The sequence below is a fragment of the Amycolatopsis sp. VC5-11 genome, assembly GCF_037034185.1.
Classification (GTDB): Bacteria; Actinomycetota; Actinomycetes; order Mycobacteriales; family Pseudonocardiaceae; genus Amycolatopsis; species Amycolatopsis nivea.
The window spans coordinates 27,376-47,026 of record NZ_JBAGKF010000015.1; the positions used below are offsets into that span (position 1 = coordinate 27,376).

12 protein-coding genes are annotated in these 19,651 nt (G+C 68.9%); 6 read left to right on the forward strand and 6 right to left on the reverse strand.

Translation table 11 applies throughout. The features are described 5' to 3' along the window. Positions 1-15: 15 nt before the first annotated feature. Complete coding sequence (locus WA670_RS33235) at positions 16-4,983, reverse strand: RHS repeat-associated core domain-containing protein (protein WP_336160175.1); 4,968 nt, start codon at positions 4,981-4,983, stop codon at positions 16-18. Between the two features lie 292 nt (positions 4,984-5,275). Between WA670_RS33235 and WA670_RS33240 the strand changes: the two genes are divergently transcribed. Next, the gene (locus tag WA670_RS33240) at positions 5,276-5,800 is read left to right on the forward strand and encodes a GNAT family N-acetyltransferase (protein WP_336160177.1); all 525 of its coding nucleotides are present in this window, start codon (positions 5,276-5,278) and stop codon (positions 5,798-5,800) included. Between the two features lie 717 nt (positions 5,801-6,517). Here the strand turns inward: WA670_RS33240 and WA670_RS33245 are convergent. Further along, positions 6,518-7,150: a TetR/AcrR family transcriptional regulator gene (locus WA670_RS33245; protein ID WP_336160179.1), complete on the reverse strand. Its 633-nt coding sequence runs from the start codon at positions 7,148-7,150 to the stop codon at positions 6,518-6,520. 31 nt (positions 7,151-7,181) lie between these two features. On the opposite strand from WA670_RS33245, the gene WA670_RS33250 reads away from it, so the two are divergent. From WA670_RS33250 to WA670_RS33265, 4 genes are all read left to right on the forward strand, one after another. Then, the gene (locus WA670_RS33250; protein ID WP_336160181.1) at positions 7,182-8,399 is read left to right on the forward strand and encodes an erythromycin esterase family protein; all 1,218 of its coding nucleotides are present in this window, start codon (positions 7,182-7,184) and stop codon (positions 8,397-8,399) included. A gap of 246 nt (positions 8,400-8,645) precedes the next feature. Next, the gene (locus WA670_RS33255) at positions 8,646-9,578 is read left to right on the forward strand and encodes a S8 family peptidase (RefSeq protein WP_107051010.1); all 933 of its coding nucleotides are present in this window, start codon (positions 8,646-8,648) and stop codon (positions 9,576-9,578) included. A 142-nt stretch (positions 9,579-9,720) separates the two neighbouring features. Next, positions 9,721-13,098 (forward strand): pyruvate carboxylase, encoded by a 3,378-nt coding sequence (locus tag WA670_RS33260; RefSeq protein ID WP_134727847.1) that lies wholly within the window; start codon positions 9,721-9,723, stop codon positions 13,096-13,098. A 119-nt stretch (positions 13,099-13,217) separates the two neighbouring features. After that, entirely contained in the window at positions 13,218-14,015 is a 798-nt protein-coding gene (locus WA670_RS33265; RefSeq protein WP_037811692.1) for an arginase family protein, read from the forward strand. Positions 14,016-14,161: 146 nt separating this feature from the next. Here WA670_RS33265 and WA670_RS33270 read toward each other — a convergent pair whose 3' ends face one another. Together WA670_RS33270 and WA670_RS33275 are read right to left on the reverse strand one after the other, a co-directional pair. Continuing rightward, positions 14,162-14,548 (reverse strand): GntR family transcriptional regulator, encoded by a 387-nt coding sequence (locus WA670_RS33270; RefSeq protein WP_037811690.1) that lies wholly within the window; start codon positions 14,546-14,548, stop codon positions 14,162-14,164. After that, complete coding sequence (locus tag WA670_RS33275) at positions 14,549-15,274, reverse strand: hypothetical protein (protein ID WP_037811688.1); 726 nt, start codon at positions 15,272-15,274, stop codon at positions 14,549-14,551. A 350-nt stretch (positions 15,275-15,624) separates the two neighbouring features. Here WA670_RS33275 and WA670_RS33280 point away from each other — a divergent pair, with 350 nt between their 5' ends. Then, the gene (locus tag WA670_RS33280; protein ID WP_336160185.1) at positions 15,625-16,932 is read left to right on the forward strand and encodes a PucR family transcriptional regulator; all 1,308 of its coding nucleotides are present in this window, start codon (positions 15,625-15,627) and stop codon (positions 16,930-16,932) included. 240 nt (positions 16,933-17,172) lie between these two features. On the opposite strand, the gene WA670_RS33285 is transcribed toward WA670_RS33280, so the two are convergent. Together WA670_RS33285 and WA670_RS33290 are read right to left on the reverse strand one after the other, a co-directional pair. Next, entirely contained in the window at positions 17,173-17,604 is a 432-nt protein-coding gene (locus WA670_RS33285; protein ID WP_275294363.1) for a hypothetical protein, read from the reverse strand. A 530-nt stretch (positions 17,605-18,134) separates the two neighbouring features. After that, positions 18,135-19,583, reverse strand: coding sequence for a DUF6801 domain-containing protein (locus WA670_RS33290; protein ID WP_205673050.1), 1,449 nt, complete (start codon positions 19,581-19,583; stop codon positions 18,135-18,137). Positions 19,584-19,651: the final 68 nt, after the last annotated feature.

Here is a 19,651-nt window from a genome sequence, read left to right on the forward strand (position 1 = left end):
AGGTTTCTCGTCGGGTCAGGCGTCGTAGAGGTCGTCGTCGGAGTCGTAGCCGTGGTTCCGGCGGCTGCTGCTGCCTCCGTAGCTGCTGCCGCCGCCGTACCCGCCGCTGCCGCCGTAGCCACCGCTGTATCCGCCGTGGCTGCTGGATCCGCCGCCGTAACTGCTGGAACCGCCGCCGTAACTCCCGCTGTACCCGCCGCTGTAACTCCCGCCGCCTGACCCGCGGTGGCCGGAGGACCGGCTCGGCTGCGGACTCACCAGATCCCAGTCGTGGTCCGGATTGCCGACATAGCCCCGGTGGTTCTTGTCCCAGTAGACCCGGTTGGAGTCCCGCGGGTCCGGGGCGCCGAACCGGGGTTCCTGGGATCCGCTCGCGGCGGAGTTGCTCTTCGGTTCGAGGTGCTTGAAGATCCGCACGTCGGAGTTGTGCGCGAAGTTCTGTTCGGGCGTGTTCCGATGGCCGGTCTGGTTGAAATGGGTTCCGGCCGAAGGGTTGTGGCCCATCACGACATTGCTGTGGCCGCGGACGATGCCGGTGGGATTGCCGAGGTAGTCGTGCGTCTGGTAGCGCCGGTTCGGGTCCATGTACCACTTGGTGTCGTCGCCGCGCCTGCGGAACTTCGGCGGCGGCGAAACGGCGTTCCGCTCGAACAGCGGCCGCATCTTGGAATGCTTGTGCGACAGGTTCTTGTAGCCGTAGTGCTCGCGCCTGCGCGCGCCGGCCGCGAGGGTGGGCGGTCCCTCCTGGTAAACCCGGCCGCCGGGGGAGCGCACGCGGCGCTCCCCGTTCGGGCCGGGGCTGGGCGAGCGGGTGCGGCCCCGGCCGCGCTGGGAACCGCCGCCGGAGCCGCCGGACCCGCGCGGGGTGTTGCAGGATCCCCCGACGAGACCGAGCGGGTCGACCGAGACGTGCGGGTTGCTGACGTAGGCGTGCGGGTCGAGTCCGCCGCCGAGCCCGAGCGGGTCGGGGCTGAGGTACCGCGCGAGCACCGGGTCGTAGTACCGGTGGAAGTTGTAGTGCAGCCCGGTTTCCTCGTCGAAATACTGGCCCTGGAACCGGAGCGGGATGCCGGTGCCGCCGGACTCGGCGACGACGACGCCGAACAGGCTGCTGCGGGACTGCCACGCGATCTCGCCGCGGTCGTCGAGCAGTTCGGTCGGCGTGCCCGACGGTTCGGCCACGATGGCGAAGAACTGCTCGTCGACGCGTTTCTGGTCCGCGGAACCGGTGCGCCGGCGCTGCAGCAGCGGCACGAAGCTGCCCGGTTCGTAGTCCCACACCGTGGTTTCGGCGGCGCCGGGGCCGGAACTGGTCGCCTCGGCCAGCGTTTCGCCGTCCCACGCGAAATCGACGCGTTCGAGCAGCGTCGTCCCGTCGGCGGCGAAGTGTTCCTTGCGGATGCGGCGGCCCAGCGGATCGTAGGTGTAGCGCCAGGTCGTGGCGTCCGGGACCTCGACCGCGACGAGCCGGTTCAGCGGGCCCCAGGTGTAGGTCCAGGTCCGGCCGTCCTCGTGGCGGCGGGTGCGCATCCGGCCGGACTGGTCGTAGGTGTAGCGGACGCCGCCCGCCTCGGTGATCACCGAAGCCGGTCCCGCCCGCCTGCCGCGGCGGTCCTCGTCCTCGGGCGCGGGCCAGTCGGCGTCGACGAGCCGTCCGGTCGGGTCGTAGGCGTACTGCTCGTTCCAGCCCTGGGCGCGCACCGAGATCACCCGGCCGCGGACGTCCATCGCGAGCCAGCGCGACCCGGCCGTCCCGTCGTCGATCCGGTCGGGAAGGCCGTCGGGCCGGTAGTGGTACTGCCGGTCCTGGCCGAATTCGCCGGTCGCGGACCGGACCGCCTGCCGGGCGAGCCGTCCGGCCGGGGTCCAGGAGCGGACGATCGCCGCGTCCTGCCCGAACGCGCGGAGGGTTTCGCGGCCCGCCCGGTCGTACTCGAACCGGGTGGTCCGGCCGGCGGCGCGCACCGCGGCCGGGAGCCCGGCTTCGCGGTATTCCCAGACGCTTTCCGCCCCGGACGGCGTCTGCCGCCGGACCTGATTGCCCGCGGGGTCGAGTTCGGAGCGGACGGCGCGCCCGTTGACCGTTTCCCCGACGATCCGGCTCGCCGCGTCCCGGGTGTACTCGATGCGGGTCGTCCCGTCGTCGAGGGCGACGAGCTCGCCGAGGACGTCGTACTCGAAGCGGGTGTGCAGCGTCCCGGACGGTCCTTCGACGGTTTCCTCGACGATGTTGCCGCGCACGTCGCGGCGCAGGGTGACGACCTCGCCTTCCTGGTTGCGGATCTCGGTCAGCTCGCCGGCGGCGTTGTAGCCGTAGGACGAACTGGCCCCGCCGAAGTCGGTCTCGCGGGAGAGGTTGCCCGCCAGGTCGTATTCGTAGCGCCAGACCTGGCCCTGTTCGTTGGTCACCGCGGTGAGCCGCAGTTCGGTGTCGTAGGAGTATTCGAGCCGGGTGCCGTCCGGCCGGATCTCGGCCGAGACCAGGTCGAAATGGGTCACCTCCTGCTGGGCGATCGCCGAGGAGGCGTCGGAGTGCAGGCGGTTGTTGCCTTCTCCGTCGTAGAACCATTCCTCCGTCGAGCCGTCCGGCAGGCGGTGCCAGGCGAGCGCGCCGCTGACGGTGTAACCGAATTCCTCGGCCGCGCCGTTCGGATCGACGATCGCGGAGAGCCTGCCGAAGCAGTCGTAGGCGTAGGCGGTCGTCGCGCCGCGGGCGTCGGTGACGGTGATCGGGTTGCCCGCGTCGTCGGACACCACGGTCAGCGTCGAGCCGTTTGGATCGGTGACCGACGCGACGTGGCCCCACTCGTCGTAGGTGTAGCTGGTGGTCGCGCCGCCCGGTTCGACAACGCGGGTCACGTTGCCGCGTTCGTCGTACTCCCAGCGGGTTTCGACGCCGGGCGCCTCGGCCATGCGGACGGCTTGGCCGAAGTCGTTGCGCTCGATGGTCAATTCCGTGCCGTCCGGCCGCTGGAGGGCGACCAGGTTGTTCATTTCGTCGTAGCGGTAGGTCCGCTGCCTGCCCATTTCGTCGGTTTCGCCGACCAGGCGGTCCAGCGCGTCCCATTCGTAGGCGCGCGCCGCGCCCGTCGGGTCCACCTCGCGCACGACCCGGCCGGTTTCGTTCAGGTGGTAGGCACTGCGGCGGCCGAGCGAGTCGACGACGTGGGTGATCCGGGCGGCCAGGTCGTAGTGCATGGTGACGGTGAGGCAGTCGCCGGAGCCTTCGGTGCGCACGACCCGGCCTTCGCGGTCGTAGTGGAAGCGGTACCACTCGCCGTTGCGGTCGGTCCACTCGACGATCCGTCCCAGATTGTCGTAGGCGTAGCGGAACGGGAGGCCGGATTCGTTCGTGATCTCGGTGAGGTTGCCCGCGGTGTAGCCGTAGCGGACCAACGGCACCTCGTCCCCGTCCTTGGTGACGGTGGACAGCCCGGTCACGAGCCCGCCTTCGGTGGCGATCTGGATCAGGTGGCCGCCGCTGTGCCGCATCGCGACCGGCGTGCCGTGCTGGTCGCGCTGGAAGTAGATGTGCTCCTTGCCGCGGCCGCTGATCGAGCGGATCGGCCGGACCGGGCCGTTGCCGCGCTCGAAGGTCAGGACCCGTTCGCTTTCGCGGTCCTCGAGGACGAATCCGCCGCCGGGCTCCTCGGCGAGATACCGCGCGGGCCCGTGCTCGGCGGCGACCCACTGGTCTCCGCGCGGCCGGGGGAACACCTGGACGATCCCGTCCGCGCCGGCGAACCACACCTGGTCCTCGTGCACCTCGATCCGCTCGTCCAAAGTGGACACCCAGGCGGGACCGAGCCAGCCGCCCGCGCGGAACGACGAGAAGTGCGTGCGCTCGAAGACCATCGGCAGCGCGCTGAGGAAGGTCGCGTCGGTCTCGGCCATCACCATCTGGCCGCTCGCGACGTCGATCGGGTCGCCGGTGGTGCAGATGTTGTCGAGGCTGCGCGAGTTCTCGCCCTGTTTGTCGAGCGACCGCGAGGCGTCGCTGTTCCCCCTGGCCCCGCCTGAGGAGGAACTGCTGGACGCCGACGTGTGCCCGCCCGCCCCTCCGCCGCCGCCGTGCTCGCCGCCGCTTTCGTGGCTGCCGCTCGAGTGGCTGCCGCCGTGGTGCCCGCTGTCCCCTCCGGCGCTGGAAGTATGCGTGCCCTCGTCTCCGCCGGGGTGAGACCTGTTCCCGGTTTTGATGTCCTTGGGAGTGTGCGTCGGCGCTGCCTTGCCGCTCTTGAGGCCCTTCAACGCTTTGCCGGCGTCCTCGAACAGCACGCCGGCTTTTTTCAGCAGCGGCACCAACGCCTTGAGCGCCTTGACCAGCTTCGAAGTGACCTTCGCGATGCTCGACGCGGTCTTGGCGACGGCGGTGACGACCTGCGGAACCACCCAGGCCATCCCGATTCCCGCGGTGAACAGCACCTGCAAAGCCCACGAAATCAGGTGCCCGACGAGGTCGGCGATCGTGTCCCGCACCAGCGACCGGACGGCGGCGACGATCTCGCCCGCAGTCTTGACCCCGCTCGCCGCGCCCTCGCTGCCCTTCTGCGCGCTGGCGATCAGCGCCGAGGTGTCTTCCGCCTTCTTGCGGTAGGTGTCGGCCGCTTCGCCGTTCCAGTCCTGCAGGTCCTTCTTGACCAGTTCGGTCAGCTCCGCCGAGACGCTTTCGAGCTCCTTGGCGACATTCGTCCAGGTCTCCGCCTGGGACTTGATCTCGTCCGCTTTGCCGGTGAGCGCGTCGAGCGCCTCCTTGAGCGGCCCGACGTGCTCCATGAGCCACCCGACCCCCGCGGCGAAGATCGCGCCGAACGGATCCATCACCGCGGTGAGCACGTCGATCGCGGTGCCCACCGCCCCGATCGCGACGGCCGCCCAGTTCTTGCTCTCGATCGCGGTCTTGAGGCCGGTCGCGTCCTCCAGCAAAGGAATCCCGGACATCGCGGTCGTGGAGTCCTTCACCGGCGCGATCAACGGGTTGGTCATCGATAGTCCCATTTCCTGGTGCGCACGGGCATGACGAACGAGCGGAGCCTGACCCGCCAATCCGACGAGGCTATCGGCCGGAGTCCCGACGAGCCTCCCAGGCGGGGCGGCGATGCCTGAAGTCCCGGAACCCTTGCCCGAACACACTCACGCCCCGCTGGCCCAGCCGCCCTTGTCCGGTTCCCTGACTGTCCTTTGTGGTCACTCCGGTAAACCGCATGCGGGCCGACCTGCTTGTGTGCTGAACTGCTCCCAGCCCGATCGCCCTTCGTGCCGATCCTCTGGAGGAATGGTGCCCGACCTGGTCATCCGCCCCGCGACCCCGGAAGACGCGGCAGACATCGCAGCCGTCCACGTCGGCTCCTGGCAAGCGGCTTACGCGGGTTTGCTGCCGGACGAGTTCCTGTCCGGCCTGTCGGTCGAGACGCGGGAACAGTTCTGGGCTTCGAGCCTTGCGGACGCTTCCCGCCCGCACACCGTCCTGGCGGCAAGCACCGGCGAGAAGATCACCGGCTTCGCGGTCTTCGGCCCCAGCCGAGACGACGACGCCGCCCCCGAGACGGGCGAACTGTCGTCGATCTACCTTCTCCCGTCCGAGTGGGGCCAGGGGATGGGCCGAGCCCTGCACGAGGAGTGCGTACGCGGCCTGTCGTCCCAGTTCGAGTCGGCGACGCTGTGGGTGCTCTCGACGAACACCCGGGCCCGGAAGTTCTACGAACGGGCCGGGTGGGTTGCGGACGGCAAGACCAAGGTGGAATCGGTGTCCGACGGAGCGGTGACCTTGGAGGAGGTCCGGTACCGGCTGCCGTTGGGCTAGGCGTGCTTCTTTGAGCGGGCTTTGGTTGTTGCCGTTTAGCGGCGACTGCTTGCCTCTGCTCCCTGCCGTTCGCGCTTGTCGCCGTTTGACGGCAACGCGCGTCGGGTTGCTCGGCAGCTAGCTCGGCCTGTTGCTGTTCGGGCTGTTGCCGTTGAGTGGCGATTGCCTGCTCAGCCTGGCTGCGACCTCTCATCGTGCGTTGCCGCTTTGACGGCGACTTCCTGCACATCTCGCCCGCCAGGGTCGCTCCGCATGCCGCTCGTTGGCGACCATCGCCCGGTGCCCGGTGCCCGGTGCCCGGTGCCCGGTGCCCGGCTTCGCCTGGTTCGTCCCCGCTTTGCTGCGAACGTTGAGCCAGCCCGTCCCTGAGCCGCACTCTGCTTTCGCCCTTTTGCGGCGAAACCAGAGCCGACCCGCCAACCGCTCTTCTCCGCCCGTCGTCTGGTGCCCGACGCCTGGCTTGCCCCGCTTCGCCGGGACCGTCGAACGGCCGTACCCTGCTTTCGCCGTTCAGCGGCGAAAGCAGAACCGAATCACCAACCGTGCCTCTCTTCCCGCCGCCCGGCTTCGCCTGCGTCGTCCCAGCTTCGCCGAGAGCATCGAGCCAGCCCATAGCTCAGCCGCACTATGCTTTCGCCGTTCCGCGGCCAAACCACCCAATCCAGCGGCGCCCTCCACCCGTCGCCGTTTTCCGGCAACAAAGCCCACACCTCGGAATCAACCCCGGTCGCCATCGCCCGGCAACCGCCTGCACAACACCCCCGCCCGGGCAGCCGCCGCCCCAGCCTCCGCCACGATCTCAGCCGTCTCCTCCGACACCGGTTCCCTCGACACGAACAAGCGATAGAACACCGGCCCGCACACCGTCCGCGTCACCTCGTCCGGGTCCGTGTCGGCTGGCACCTCCCCACGCGCCACCGCCCGCTCCACGATCACCGCGGCCCGGGCATGCCGATCCTGATAGAAGTCCCGCAACGCCTCGGCCGCCCGTTCCGAGTGGAAGGCCGCCAGCACCGCGGCGGTCGGCAGCTCGCGTTGCCCGGGGGTGGTCAATATGTGCACCACGTCCAACGCCATTCGCCGCAAATCGGCGACAAGCGAACCGGTGTCCGCCGGGCTCCACGGTTCGCCGGTGCCGAACCGCAGTGCGGCCGCGACCAGTCCTTCGCGCGACTCCCATCGCCGGTAAACCGTCGTCTTGTGCACGCCCGACCGTTCGGCGACGGCCTCGACCGTCAGGTCCGTGAACCCGACCTCCGCCAGCAGATCGAGCGTCGCCCGCAATACGGCGACGCGCGTGCGTTCCGTGCGCCCGCCCGGCCTGCTGGTCCCCGGCACCTCAGTGGCCAATCGCTACCCCTGTTGCATTAGTGTCCTCAGTATGACACCGCTGAGCACCCGTTCGCCGCTGGACGGCGACGTCGCTTCGATCACCAGCCTGATCGGCGACGCGCGCATCGTCGCGATCGGCGAGAACAACCACCACATCCGCGAGTTCGGCGAACTCCGCGCCCGGTTGCTCCGCCGCCTCGTCGAGGACCACGGGTTCACGGTGCTCGGCTTCGAATCGGGCTTCGCCGAGGGCGACCTGGTGCAGCAGTGGCTCGACGGCGGCCCCGGCACGGTCGCTGAGGTCGGGCGAGAAGGATTCACCTTTTCCCTCGGCGAGTCGGCCGAGGTGCACGAGATGCTGACGTGGATGCGCAGCCACGGCGGCGTCCGTTTCTCCGGACTCGACCTGCCCAGTTCGAGCGGTTCGCCGCAGCCGGCGTTGAAGATTGTCCGCGGCTTCGTGGAGGAGGTCGATCCGGAGGTTCTTCCGCTGGTCGACGCCGCGATCGCCGCGTCCGAGCCGTACTCGGCGGTCAGCAGCGCGGTCGCGCCTGGCCGTTATGCGGCAATGACCGCTGCGGACCGGGACGCAGCCACGGCCGCGTTGACGACTCTTGTCGCGCACCTTCGTTCTCTTTCGCCAGTTTATCGGCAACGGAGCGAGCCAGCCCGGTATGCGATCGTCGAACACCACGCGGTCGGCGCGCTTCGCGTAGACGCGTACCTGCGCGAGTTGAGCGCCATGATGTCGGGAACGGCACCGTCGCTCCAGGGGTCGTCTCGCGACACGTACATGGCCGCAACCGTGAAGCTGCTTCGCAAGCTGTACGGCGAAGGCGAGAAGATCGTGGTGATGGTCCACAACGGACACCTGCAGCGAGTGCCGTTCGCCGCTATGCCGACCATGACGTTCCCTTCCGCAGGCACACACCTCGCCGAGGAGTTCGGCGACGACTACTTCGCGCTCGGCCTCACTGCGGGCACCGGTACGACCACCGGCCTCAAACCGGACGAGAACGAGCGGCTCGGCTTCCGGGTCTACGCACAGGAGTTGGAGCCACCCGCCGAGGGCAGTGTCGAAGCGGCATTGGCCGGCGCGGATCCGTGTGTGGTCGATTTGCGGCAAGACCGGGCGCAGGGCCTGACCGGACCGTCGAGCGTGCGGCACGCGCACATGTTCACGAAGGTCGACGTCGTGCAAGCCTTCGACGCGCTGGTCTACTTGCCGACGATGTCGGTGAGCGCACACGTCCCGGCGGCGAAGTAATTGTCGGTCTGCCAACGGTTGGCCGGCTAGCGGCTAAAGCTCTCAGCCGGTCAACCGTTGGCCACGGAGCGGCGAAACGCGTCGGTCGGACAGCGGTTTGCCTCTTAACGGCGAGATAGGTGCCGTGCATCGTCCCCCTTTGCCTTTACCTATCAGTGCGCCGGGGCGGGCGGCTGCTGGACGGGGACCAGCCCATCGTGTGACGTCGAGTTGCCGCCGAATGGCCACCGGGATACGACCGCAGGCATGCGGAACCGAGCGGCGCGTGGCCTTTTTTCGGCAACTCTGACATTCCTGCTGGTCGCCGGGGTGCAACCGGCCGCGCTGGCGGCGAGCGGGACGCAGGACAACCCGCCGAGCTGGGCGCTCGACCGGATCGACCAGCGAACCGGACTCGATCAGAAGTACCACTACGACTCGGACGGCTCCGGCGTCACCGTCTACGTGATCGACAGCGGCGTCGACGCCAAACACCCGGATCTGCAGGGCCGGGTCCTGCCCGGCAAGGATTTCCTCACCACCGGCACGGACACGTCGGACACCAACGGCCATGGCACCCGCGTCGCCGGAATCGTTGCGGGACACAGCTACGGCGTCGCCAAAGGCGCGCAGATCTTCCCGGTCCGAGTGCTCGACAAGGCAGGCGGCGGCGCGACCGACACGATCATCGCCGGGCTGAACTGGGTCGCCCAGAACGCCCACCAACCAGCGGTCGCGGTGCTGGGCATCGGCGGCGTGCCGAACGAGCAGCTCGACAACGCGGTCAAGGGAGTCGCCGCCGTGATGCCGATTGTGCTTCCGGCCGGGGAGGGCAGCACCGACGCCAGCCAAACCTCGCCCGCCCGAGTGCCGGAAGCGCTCACCGTCGGCGCGACCGACGTCCAGGACCAGGTCGCGCCGTTCTCGAACTTCGGCACGTCGCTCGACCTGTACGCACCTGGCGTCGACATTCCCGCGCCGATCGCCGGAACGGCCGACGTCGGGACTTTGTCCGGCACAGCGATGGCCGCCGCGGTGGCCGCTGGCGCGGTGACCCTCTACCGGTCCGCACATCCCGACGCCGCGCCCAATGCGGTCGGCGAAGCAATTGTGCAGGACGCAACGCAGAACGTGGTCAAGAATGCGCCCTCCGGAACCGCGAATCGGCTGCTGTGCACACTGCCTGCGGGAACGCCCTGACGGTTGCGGCACCGCGGTCCGACCAGCATCATGCATGCAGGTCGGCGTGCATGATGTCCATCACTTGGACTACGGCTCCCGCACCGCGGGACGAACCGGGTAACGTGCCTTCGATACCGATCCGAAAAGGGAAGGACCGGGCATGTTCCGCAAAGTGCTGGTGGCCAATCGCGGCGAAATCGCGATCCGGGCGTTCCGCGCAGGTTACGAACTGGGCGCGGGCACAGTCGCCGTGTTTCCGCACGAAGACCGCAACTCGCTGCACCGGCTGAAGGCCGACGAGGCCTACGAGATCGGCGAACCGGGCCATCCGGTCCGCGCGTATCTGTCGGTCGAGGAGATCGTCAAGGCCGCGAAGAAGGCGGGCGCGGACGCGGTCTATCCGGGCTATGGCTTCCTGTCGGAGAACCCCGACCTGGCCATGGCCTGCGAAGAAGCGGGAATCACCTTCGTCGGCCCGAGCGCCGAAATCCTCGAACTGACCGGCAACAAGGCGCGCGCGGTCAAGGCGGCGCGCGAGGCCGGGGTCCCGGTGCTCGGCTCGTCGGAGCCGTCCAGCAACGTCGACGAACTGGTCGCGGCGGCCGACGAACTCGGCTTCCCGGTGTTCGTCAAGGCGGTCGCAGGCGGCGGCGGCCGGGGCATGCGCCGCGTCGAGGACCCGGCTCAGCTGCGCGAGTCGATCGAGGCCGCCGCGCGCGAGGCCGAATCCGCGTTCGGCGACCCGACCGTGTTCCTGGAGAAGGCCGTGGTCGAGCCGCGGCACATCGAGGTCCAGATCCTCGCCGACGGCGAGGGCAACGTGATCCACCTCTTCGAGCGCGACTGTTCGGTGCAGCGCCGCCACCAGAAGGTCGTCGAGCTGGCCCCCGCGCCGAACCTCGACCCGGAACTGCGCGACCGCATCTGCGCCGACGCCGTGAAATTCGCCCGGCAGATCGGCTACCGCAACGCGGGCACCGTCGAATTCCTGCTGGACCGCGAAGGCAAGCACGTGTTCATCGAGATGAACCCGCGCATCCAGGTCGAGCACACGGTCACCGAAGAGGTCACCGACGTCGACCTCGTGCAGTCCCAGCTGCGGATCGCCTCCGGCGAGACCCTCGCCGACCTCGGCCTGTCGCAGGACAAGATCTACCTGCGCGGCGCCGCGCTCCAGTGCCGCATCACGACCGAGGACCCGGCCAACGGTTTCCGGCCGGACATCGGCATGATCAGCGCCTACCGCTCGCCGGGCGGCTCGGGCATCCGGCTCGACGGCGGAACCGCGTTCTCCGGCACCGAGATCAGCGCCCACTTCGACTCGCTGCTGGTGAAACTCACCTGCCGCGGCCGCGATTTCCGCACCGCGGTCGGCCGCGCCCGCCGCGCGGTCGCCGAGTTCCGGATCCGCGGCGTGGCGACGAACATCCCGTTCCTCCAGGCGGTGCTGGACGACCCGGACTTCCGCGAGGGCAACGTCACCACGTCGTTCATCGAGGAACGGCCGCACCTGCTGACCGCACGGCACTCCGCCGACCGCGGCACGCGCCTGCTGACCTACCTCGCCGACCAGACGGTGAACCGGCCGCACGGCGAGCGTCCGCGCACTCCCGAGGCCGCGACGAAGCTGCCTAAACTGCCCGCGGATCTCGTCCCGCCGGACGGCTCCAAGCAGAAGCTGACCCAACTCGGCCCGGAGGGATTCGCGCGCTGGCTGCGGGAAACTCCGCAGCTCGGCGTCACCGACACCACCTTCCGCGACGCGCACCAGTCGCTGCTCGCGACGCGCGTCCGGACGAAGGATCTGCTCGCCGTCGCCCCGGTCGTCGCCGCGACGGTGCCGCAGTTGCTGTCCCTGGAGTGCTGGGGCGGCGCGACCTACGACGTCGCGCTGCGATTCCTTGCCGAGGACCCGTGGGAACGCCTGGAGCAGCTGCGCAAGGCCGTACCGAACATCTGTCTGCAGATGCTTCTGCGCGGCCGCAACACCGTCGGCTACACGCCTTACCCGACCGAGGTCACCACGGCCTTCGTCGAGGAGGCCACCGCGACCGGCATCGACATCTTCCGCATCTTCGACGCCCTCAACGACGTCGAGCAGATGCGGCCTGCCATCGAAGCCGTGCGCGCCACCGGCACCGCGGTCGCCGAAGTCGCGCTCTGCTACACCTCCGATCTGTCGGATCCGAACGAAAAGCTCTACACGCTCGACTACTACCTCAAGCTCGCCGAGCAGATCGTCGGAGCCGGGGCGCACGTGCTGGCCATCAAGGACATGGCCGGCCTGCTCCGCGCGCCCGCCGCGGCTCGGCTGGTGACCGCGCTGCGCAAGGAATTCGACCTTCCGGTGCACATCCACACGCACGACACCGCCGGCGGTCAGCTCGCCACCTACCTGGCCGCGATCCAGGCAGGCGCCGACGCGGTGGACGGCGCCGTGTCGTCGATGGCGGGCACCACGTCGCAGCCGTCGCTCGGCTCGATCGTCGCGGCCACCGACCACTCCGATCGCAGCACCGGCCTCGACCTGCACGCGATCGGCGACCTGGAGCCGTACTGGGAGAGCGTCCGCAAGATCTACGCCCCGTTCGAGGCTGGTCTCGCGTCGCCCACCGGGCGCGTCTACGACCACGAGATCCCCGGCGGCCAGCTCTCCAACCTGCGCACGCAGGCGATCGCGCTGGGCCTCGGCGACCGGTTCGAGGACATCGAAGCCATGTACGCCGCGGCGGACAAGATCCTCGGCCACCTCGTGAAGGTCACGCCTTCGTCCAAGGTGGTCGGCGACCTCGCGCTGCACCTCGTCGGCGCCGGCGTTTCCCCGGCGGACTTCGAGGCGGAGCCGAACAAGTTCGACATCCCGGACTCGGTGATCGGCTTCCTGCGCGGCGAACTGGGCGACCCGCCCGGCGGCTGGCCGGAACCGTTCCGCACCAAGGCGCTCGAGGGCCGTTCGGCGGCCAAACCGGTCGCCGAACTGTCCGAAGAGGACCACAAGGAACTCGCCGACAACCGCCGCGGCGCGCTGAACCGGCTGCTGTTCCCCGGTCCCACCAAGGAATTCCTCGCGCACCGCGACGCCTACGGCGACACCAGCGTGCTCCCGAGCAAGGACTTCTTCTACGGTCTGCGCCCGGGGGAGGAGTACTCGGTGGACCTCGAGCCCGGCGTCCGGCTGCTCATCGAGCTGGAAGCCATCGGCGAGGCCGACGAGCGCGGCATGCGGACCGTCATGTCCACGCTCAACGGCCAGCTCCGGCCGATCCAGATCCGGGACCGGTCGATCGCCTCGGACATCCCGGCCACCGAAAAGGCCGAGAAGGGCAACCCGAAGCAGATCGCCGCGCCGTTCGCGGGCGTGGTAACGCTGCAGGTGGCCGAAGGCGACCAGGTGGCGGCAGGGGCGACAGTGGCGACGATCGAAGCCATGAAGATGGAAGCGTCGATCACCGCTTCGGCGGCGGGCAAAGTCGGTCGGCTGGCAATCACCTCCGTTCAGCAGGTCGAGGGCGGGGACCTTCTCATCGTGCTCGAATAACCGGCTCCCGCGCCACTTTTTCCTGTGCGAGGGGTCCCTTCGCTCCAAAACGGAGCGAGGGGACCCCTCGCACCATTTACGGCTCGCTTTTTCCGGGGTGTTCGCGCTAGCGTCGAAGCATGCTGATCAACGCGGTGCCGCAATGGCAGGGCGCGATCAGCCCCGGGGCGAAGGGGCTGATCGAGGGCTGCCGCGCACTTTCCGAACTGGCCGGGCACGTGCTCGGCAAGCCGGTGCACCACGTACGCCAGGACGCAGCGGCGTCCGACGTCGTCGCCGGGATAGCCAACCGGTCCGTGCTCACGGGCACGAACCGGCAGTTGCAGCTGGCTGCGCTCGAAGCGCCGGAAGGCCCGGTGCTCACGATCGGCGGCGACTGCGGCGTTGAGCTGGTCCCGGTCGGCGTCGCGCGTTTCCGTTACGGCGCAACGCTTGGCGTCGCGTGGTTCGACGCGCACGCGGACTTGAACACGGCGGATTCCTCGCCTTCGGGTGCGTATCACGGCATGGTGCTGCGGTCGTTGCTCGGCGAGGGCGACAAGGAGTTCGCCGCGAGTCCGGCGATCGAACGCGGCCGAGCGGTGCTGTTCGGCGCTCGCTCGCTCGATCCCGCGGAAGAGGAAGCCATTGCCGGCGGCCTCGCCGTGCGCTCCGACGATGTCGCCGGAGCGCTGAACGCCGCCGGAGCCGACCGCGTTTATCTGCATGTGGATTTGGACATTCTTGATCCCGGCGAGTTCCCCGGAGTGAATTATCCGGAGCCCGGCGGGCTCACGATCGCAGAATTGGTTGACGCAATCGACGGGCTTTCCGGAATGGAGGTCGTCGGTGCGGGCATCACGGAATGCGTCGGCACGGAAGTCGCCGCGCTGGAACCCGTGCTGGCCGCGGTGGGGAGGGTGCTGATGGAGGGCTGAACCTCCGCGCCGAGGCGGCGGGATCCGCGCCTCGTCCGGTGAGTGGACCACGGGAACGCACGGGCAAGAAGGAGGTGTGCCCGAGACCGTGCGGAAGACGGTTCACAGAACGGCGAAAACCGCGCCGGCCGGACGATCGCCCGGATTCACCGCGACGGTGCGTCCAGGCTCGCCAATGCCACGCGCACGGCGCCGACGGCTTCGTCCGGCGCGACCCCGAGTTCCCGGCTGTGCCGGGCGTATTCGACGGCCGCGTTGAGAAGCAGCGTGCCCGGATCCGGTCGTTCGGCCGGGCCGGTCACGACGGTTCCGCGTGCCCGTGCGGTGGTGACCCAGCCGGCGGCCTCGAGCTCGCGATACACGCGGGCGACGGTCCCGGAGGCGAGTCCGAGGTCCCTTGAAAGCTGACGGATCGGCGGCAGACGGGCGTCCCGGACGAGGGAGCCGGTCGTGATCGCGCGGATGATCTGGTCGTGCACCTGACGCCAGGGCGGAACCCCGCTTTCGGCGTCGACCACTACTCGCAGCGGCATCTACCGCGCTGCCGTGGTTGTCGCGCGCTGCTTGGGCGGCGGGCCGACGATCGCGAGGAACGCGGCGACGGTGGCCACGAACGCGAGGAACGAGGCGAGGTCGCCGACTGTCCAGCCGAGCGTGGCAGCCGTTCCGGTGCCGAGCCCGAGAGCGACGCGGGCGCTGCGCACGCGCAGTGCCTGGTCGACTTCCGGGTCGCCGGCGGCCGGACGCCGCACCGCGAGGAGCACGATGATCCACGACACCGCCGCCGCGCCGACAGTCACCGCCAACGGGCCCCATTGCCGCAAAACGGCGAGATGCACGACGGCGGCGACAGTGGCCAGCCCGGAGACGATGACCGTCCACAACGGAGCGAAATCGAGCACGGCGCGTGGTGCCAGCACGGCTTCCCTGCGGGGTTCCCGCGAGGGACGCTGAGCGAGGATTTCGGCGGCGAGCCCGCCGAGCAGCACCACGAACACGAGCGAGTTCGCTGTCCGTTCTCCGACGAGATTCGTCGCGCCCGGGATGAGGGGGAGACCGAGGAACAGCCACGGATACCAGAATCGACGACGGCGCAGATACCGCACGGCTACCGGCACCTGGTCGGCAGTCGGGTTCCGCACGCCCCATTTCGCGAGCAGCCGAGCGCCTTGTTTCTCGCCTGGCCACAACACGACGAGGATGATCAGCCCGAACAGGCCGGTAATGCCCGCGACGGCGAGCGCCGAGTCGAGTTGCATCGTGGACCCCTCCCTCTTGTATCAAGTACATGTTACAAGAGGGCCGCGGGCTTTGCCGCGTGACGCTCTGTGGTCGTTGTGGCGACCCGGCGGGCCGCCGCTGAAGGCAGGTGTCCAGGTTCGCCCGTTTGCAGGCATGGCGTAGCGCACCTGGTGGTGTGTTGTCGCGATGTGCCCCTCCGACCTCGTGAACTTGTCACGAACGTGACAAGAAATCGGTTTCTTCGGGGAGCGGTGACACGTTTGGCGTTGGTTTTTCGATGTGTCGGGTGTCACCCCTCAATGGATGCGGGGGCTTCCGGCGGCGCCGCGGCGCGGTCGGGGAACCGGGGCGGAGCGAAGGAGCTGCGATGTCGGTGGAGCGGGGACTCGATCACGCTGTGCCGTCGGCTGCGCTGCCGCGCAAACTCGCCGAGATCCTGCGGCCCGAGCTGGCGAGCCTGTCCGCCGAGATCGTCGACGAAATCCGCGCGACGATTCCCGCCTACGCGCGGCCGCTCGACGGTCCGTACGGGAGATCGATCCGCGCGGGCGTCGAGTATGCGATCACGTTGTTCGTCGCGCAGATCGCCGACCCGCGGGCGTCGAAGGAACAGCCGCACGAGGTGCACCATCGGCTCGGGCAGAACGAGATGCGGGAAGGGCGGAGCCTCGACACTCTGCAGTCGGCCTACCGGGTCGGCGCGCGCGTGTCGTGGCGCCGGATCATGCGCGTCGGACGGCGGGCTGGCCTTTCGTCGGCGGTGATGTCGCAGCTGGCTGACGCGATGTTGGCGTTCATGGACGAACTGGCGTCGGTCGCACTGGATGGCTATTTAGAGGCGAAAGCTCGCACCGCCGGCGCATTGGACACTTGGCGGCGACGGTTGCTCGGCGTCCTGCTGGAGGTCCCGGCCGCTCCGCCGAAGGCGATCGCGGAGCTGGCCCAGCTGACCGGATGGGCCGTGCCGGAGCAGGCGTCGCCGATTGCCGTCCAATCGCCGCTGAACGGCAGGGCTCGTCGGCACGCGACGTTGGACTCGGACGTCCTGGCGGAACTGGACTCCGCCGAGCCGTGCATCGTCGTGCCCGGCGCGGTCAATGGCGCGCGGCTGGCGACACTTCAGGCTGCGCTGCCGAATTGCCGACTGTCCGTCGGGCCGTGTGTGCCGTTGGCGAGCCTCGCTGATTCCTTGCGCTGGGCACGCCGGACGCTGGTTCTCGCCGATCGGGGGCGAATCCCTGGTGAGCGGGTGCTCCGCGCGGAGGAACATCTCGCTTCCTTGCTGGTGCACTCGGACGGCGCGCTCACCGACCTCCTCCGCACCCGGCTTTTCGCCCCCCTCGCGGACATGACCGACAAGCAACAGGAGCGTCTGCTCGAAACGCTGCGCGCTTGGCTCGACAGTCAGGGGAACGTGGTCGAGATCGCCGAACGCCTGCAAGTCCACCCGCAGACGGTGCGGTACCGCATGCGCCAATTGCAGGCGACCTTCGGCGAGCTGCTGCGCGATCCAGCCGCGCGGTTCGAAATGGAACTGGTCTTGCGCGCGGCCGCGGACGACCGGCCACGTTCGGGGCTGTCTTGGCCGCAGCCTCTTGCCGGGGCGAATATGGTGCCCGCCAGCCGTCGGCCGACTTCGTTCGAAAATTCATCCGATCCAAGGTCGGGCAGGTGATTCAGGTTCGCCAGTATTTCCGGGGTCGCTTTGTCTCGAGCAGAGGCCCGGCGGGGAGGGAACGCAACCCGGCGAACACCAGGACGGACAGCGTCGGAATCGCTGGTAGCAGCCAACGTAGCCGCTCAATGGCGAATTTTGTGTGGTTTGCGGGTGAGACTGGAGCAGTGTGCGATGAGCGCGGGCTGACGTTGGCGGCCTAGGGGCGTTCGGCTTGGCTTGCGACGACCCTTCACGGCTTCACAAGATCGTCATGCTGGGAGAGAAGTCGGGTATTTCGACTGTCGGGTGGCACTGCACCAGAAGGTCTTGCCAGCCAGAACTTTTGTAGTGGGTTTGCAGGTGAAAGGTGAAGTCGTCGATGCCGGGGACGTTTCCGGTAGTCGAGAAGGAGACGCTTCCTGGACTCCCGGGAGCGCTGTAGGAGACGGCCGACGAGGCAGCTGGCACGATCGGCAGCGCGATGGGGTCGTTTCCCTTGCCTGCCGAGGTAGCGGTTTCAGGGATCGTGAACCCGGTGACAGAAGGCGGCGACAGCGAGCCCGCGGAGGCCGACAGCGACAAGTCGAAGGCGTGTCCGTCCGCGGCACCTCGTAGTCCGTCGATTCCTGCGGCTTGGAGGATTGCGCTGACGAACCCGGTAAGGGTGAGTGCTCCGCCGAACTCCGTCAACGTGACGGTGTCTCCCCGTCCGGCAGAAGCTGGTCCCGTGAAGTGTGCCGTGATCTCGGCGGGCTCGGGCCCGAGCGGGCCTAGCAGGCACGACAGTTGCACCGGCTGATCCGCTCCGAGTGTGTACTCCGTTCCGCTGGCGGCTGAGGCCGGTGGGGATCCAGCCAATACGGTGGCGGCTAACGCGGTTGTTGCCACGCATAATTTCCTCATTGATGACGGCACAGGTTTCCGCCCTTCATTGACGTTGCCTTCGTGGCGGTCGTGCTTGGCTGGATTGTCATGGTCTGAGCGCGCCGCGCATTCCGGTGCTGGCGGCTTCCTGTCGGGCGAGCGGATGACCGATCGGCCGCGTGCCGCGATGCTGCTAGACGAGCGGCGACCGGTGCGCGGGTGCCGGGGCCGGGCCGCCGGCTTCATGGTCGTGGTCGGCGGCCACCGGGTGAAGCAGCGGAGCGAAACCGGTGACGCCCGGTCTTCGGCGACTGGCGGAACCCCGACGGTTCCGGCAGCCGGTGCGGTGTTCGGTCTCAGCCAGGAGGCGGTGTGCTGGGGATGGGCTTGCACTTGGTGTGATCCGGATAGTCTTTGGCGGGGCAGGAGCCGAAGTTGACGTTGACGACCTTGGCCTGGTTGACGTTCGTCGTGGTGGAGGCCATGCCGGTGAGCAGCGGGCTGAGCGGTTCGGCGGTGCCGCAGTGGACGAACGGCGGCAGGGCGAAACCCCGGTAGTCGGGGTCGGGCGAATTCGGGTCCGTGCTGAGGATGCCGCCCTTCAAGGCGCTGTACGCACCGGACAGGCTGAGCGAGATCGGCTTGGCGGTGACGCAGTCCGGGCCGAGGTCAAGCGGCACGCCGTTGATTCTGGCGTTGCTCATCCGGGCCATGACCTGGATGTGCGTGGTCAGGAAATCGCCGGAGAGGACGAGCTTGCCGGTGAACTCGATCAGCTTGGAGTTGCGGTAGTCGACGGGCAGGAACTCGACGGTGGCGGTCACCGGAACGAAGCCGAAGCCGAGGAAAGTCGCGTCGACCGGGCGGAAGCCGACGTTTCCGCTGATCGTGCTCGGGTCGTGCTGGAGATAGTCGGGCGGGATGAGCAGGACCGTCCAGGTTCCGTTGAGCACCCCGGTCCGAGCGCTGGCGACGGTCGCGCCCAGCCGGTAGACGGACGAAGTCGCCGCGACCTGGACGTAGTCGAGCGGGGTGATGAGCGGGAAAGGAGGGTCGTCCTGCGGAGTAGCCGCGTCGCGGCGGGCTGAAGGCGGCGGCGACGGCGCGGTGCTCGGCTCGGTTGGCTTCTTCGGGACAGTCGTGGGCGCTCCGGTGGCGAGGATCGACGCGAGGGTGGTGGTCTGGTCGGGAAGAAGGGTGCAGGCGACCGGTGCGGTCTCGGCGGCGCCGTCGGCAGCCGGTTTCACCGCGATGGTCGGGGCTCCGACGTCGAAGCTGACCTTGCCGGGGACGGTAACCGCCTGTTCCGGCAGGTCCGCGGTCGCGGTGAGTTTCACGTCGCCTGCTGGCGGCAACGGGGTCGCGGCGATCGTGAACGGAGCGGGAATCGCGGTGCTCTTGTCGCCTTGGCGCGCGGTGAGGTCGAGGGTCAGGCCGCCGCGGATGCCGTCTGGGGCATCTGGTGCCAGCTGGACGGCGACGGCGCGCGGAAGCGTGAAAGACGCGGTCAGGGAACGGAATTTCAGCGCGGACCCGACCGGCACCGTCGCGGGCACGGTCGCGGAGACGGTGAGGGTGATCTGCTGCGAGCCGGCGGGGGCGGCGAACGGGCAGTCGAGGACGATGTCCTTGCTGACACTCTGTTCGCTGGCTGACAACGGGGGCGGTGCGGCGGGGGTGGGTGTCTCGGTCGAGGCGGAGCTGACGCCGGTGAGGGCGCCGGTGCCGATCGACAGTGCGCCGAGTACTGCAAGGGCGAGGGAAGCTGGGCGGCGGCGGGCGGAGCGCCCGCGTGGGTTCGGCATCGTGTACCTCCTCGCCCTGCGGTCCGGAAAATGGGTTCCGAGCGAAGTTACCGGTGAGTTTCGCCGGT

Coding starts and splice junctions, on each gene's coding strand:
- WA670_RS33235 (WP_336160175.1), bottom strand. CDS start 4,983: ATGACCAACCCGTTGATCGCGCCGGTGAAGGACTCCACGACCGCGATG.
- WA670_RS33250 (WP_336160181.1), top strand. CDS start 7,182: ATGACACCGCTGAGCACCCGTTCGCCGCTGGACGGCGACGTCGCTTCG.
- WA670_RS33255 (WP_107051010.1), top strand. CDS start 8,646: ATGCGGAACCGAGCGGCGCGTGGCCTTTTTTCGGCAACTCTGACATTC.
- WA670_RS33260 (WP_134727847.1), top strand. CDS start 9,721: ATGTTCCGCAAAGTGCTGGTGGCCAATCGCGGCGAAATCGCGATCCGG.
- WA670_RS33265 (WP_037811692.1), top strand. CDS start 13,218: ATGCTGATCAACGCGGTGCCGCAATGGCAGGGCGCGATCAGCCCCGGG.
- WA670_RS33270 (WP_037811690.1), bottom strand. CDS start 14,548: ATGCCGCTGCGAGTAGTGGTCGACGCCGAAAGCGGGGTTCCGCCCTGG.
- WA670_RS33275 (WP_037811688.1), bottom strand. CDS start 15,274: ATGCAACTCGACTCGGCGCTCGCCGTCGCGGGCATTACCGGCCTGTTC.
- WA670_RS33280 (WP_336160185.1), top strand. CDS start 15,625: ATGTCGGTGGAGCGGGGACTCGATCACGCTGTGCCGTCGGCTGCGCTG.
- WA670_RS33290 (WP_205673050.1), bottom strand. CDS start 19,583: ATGCCGAACCCACGCGGGCGCTCCGCCCGCCGCCGCCCAGCTTCCCTC.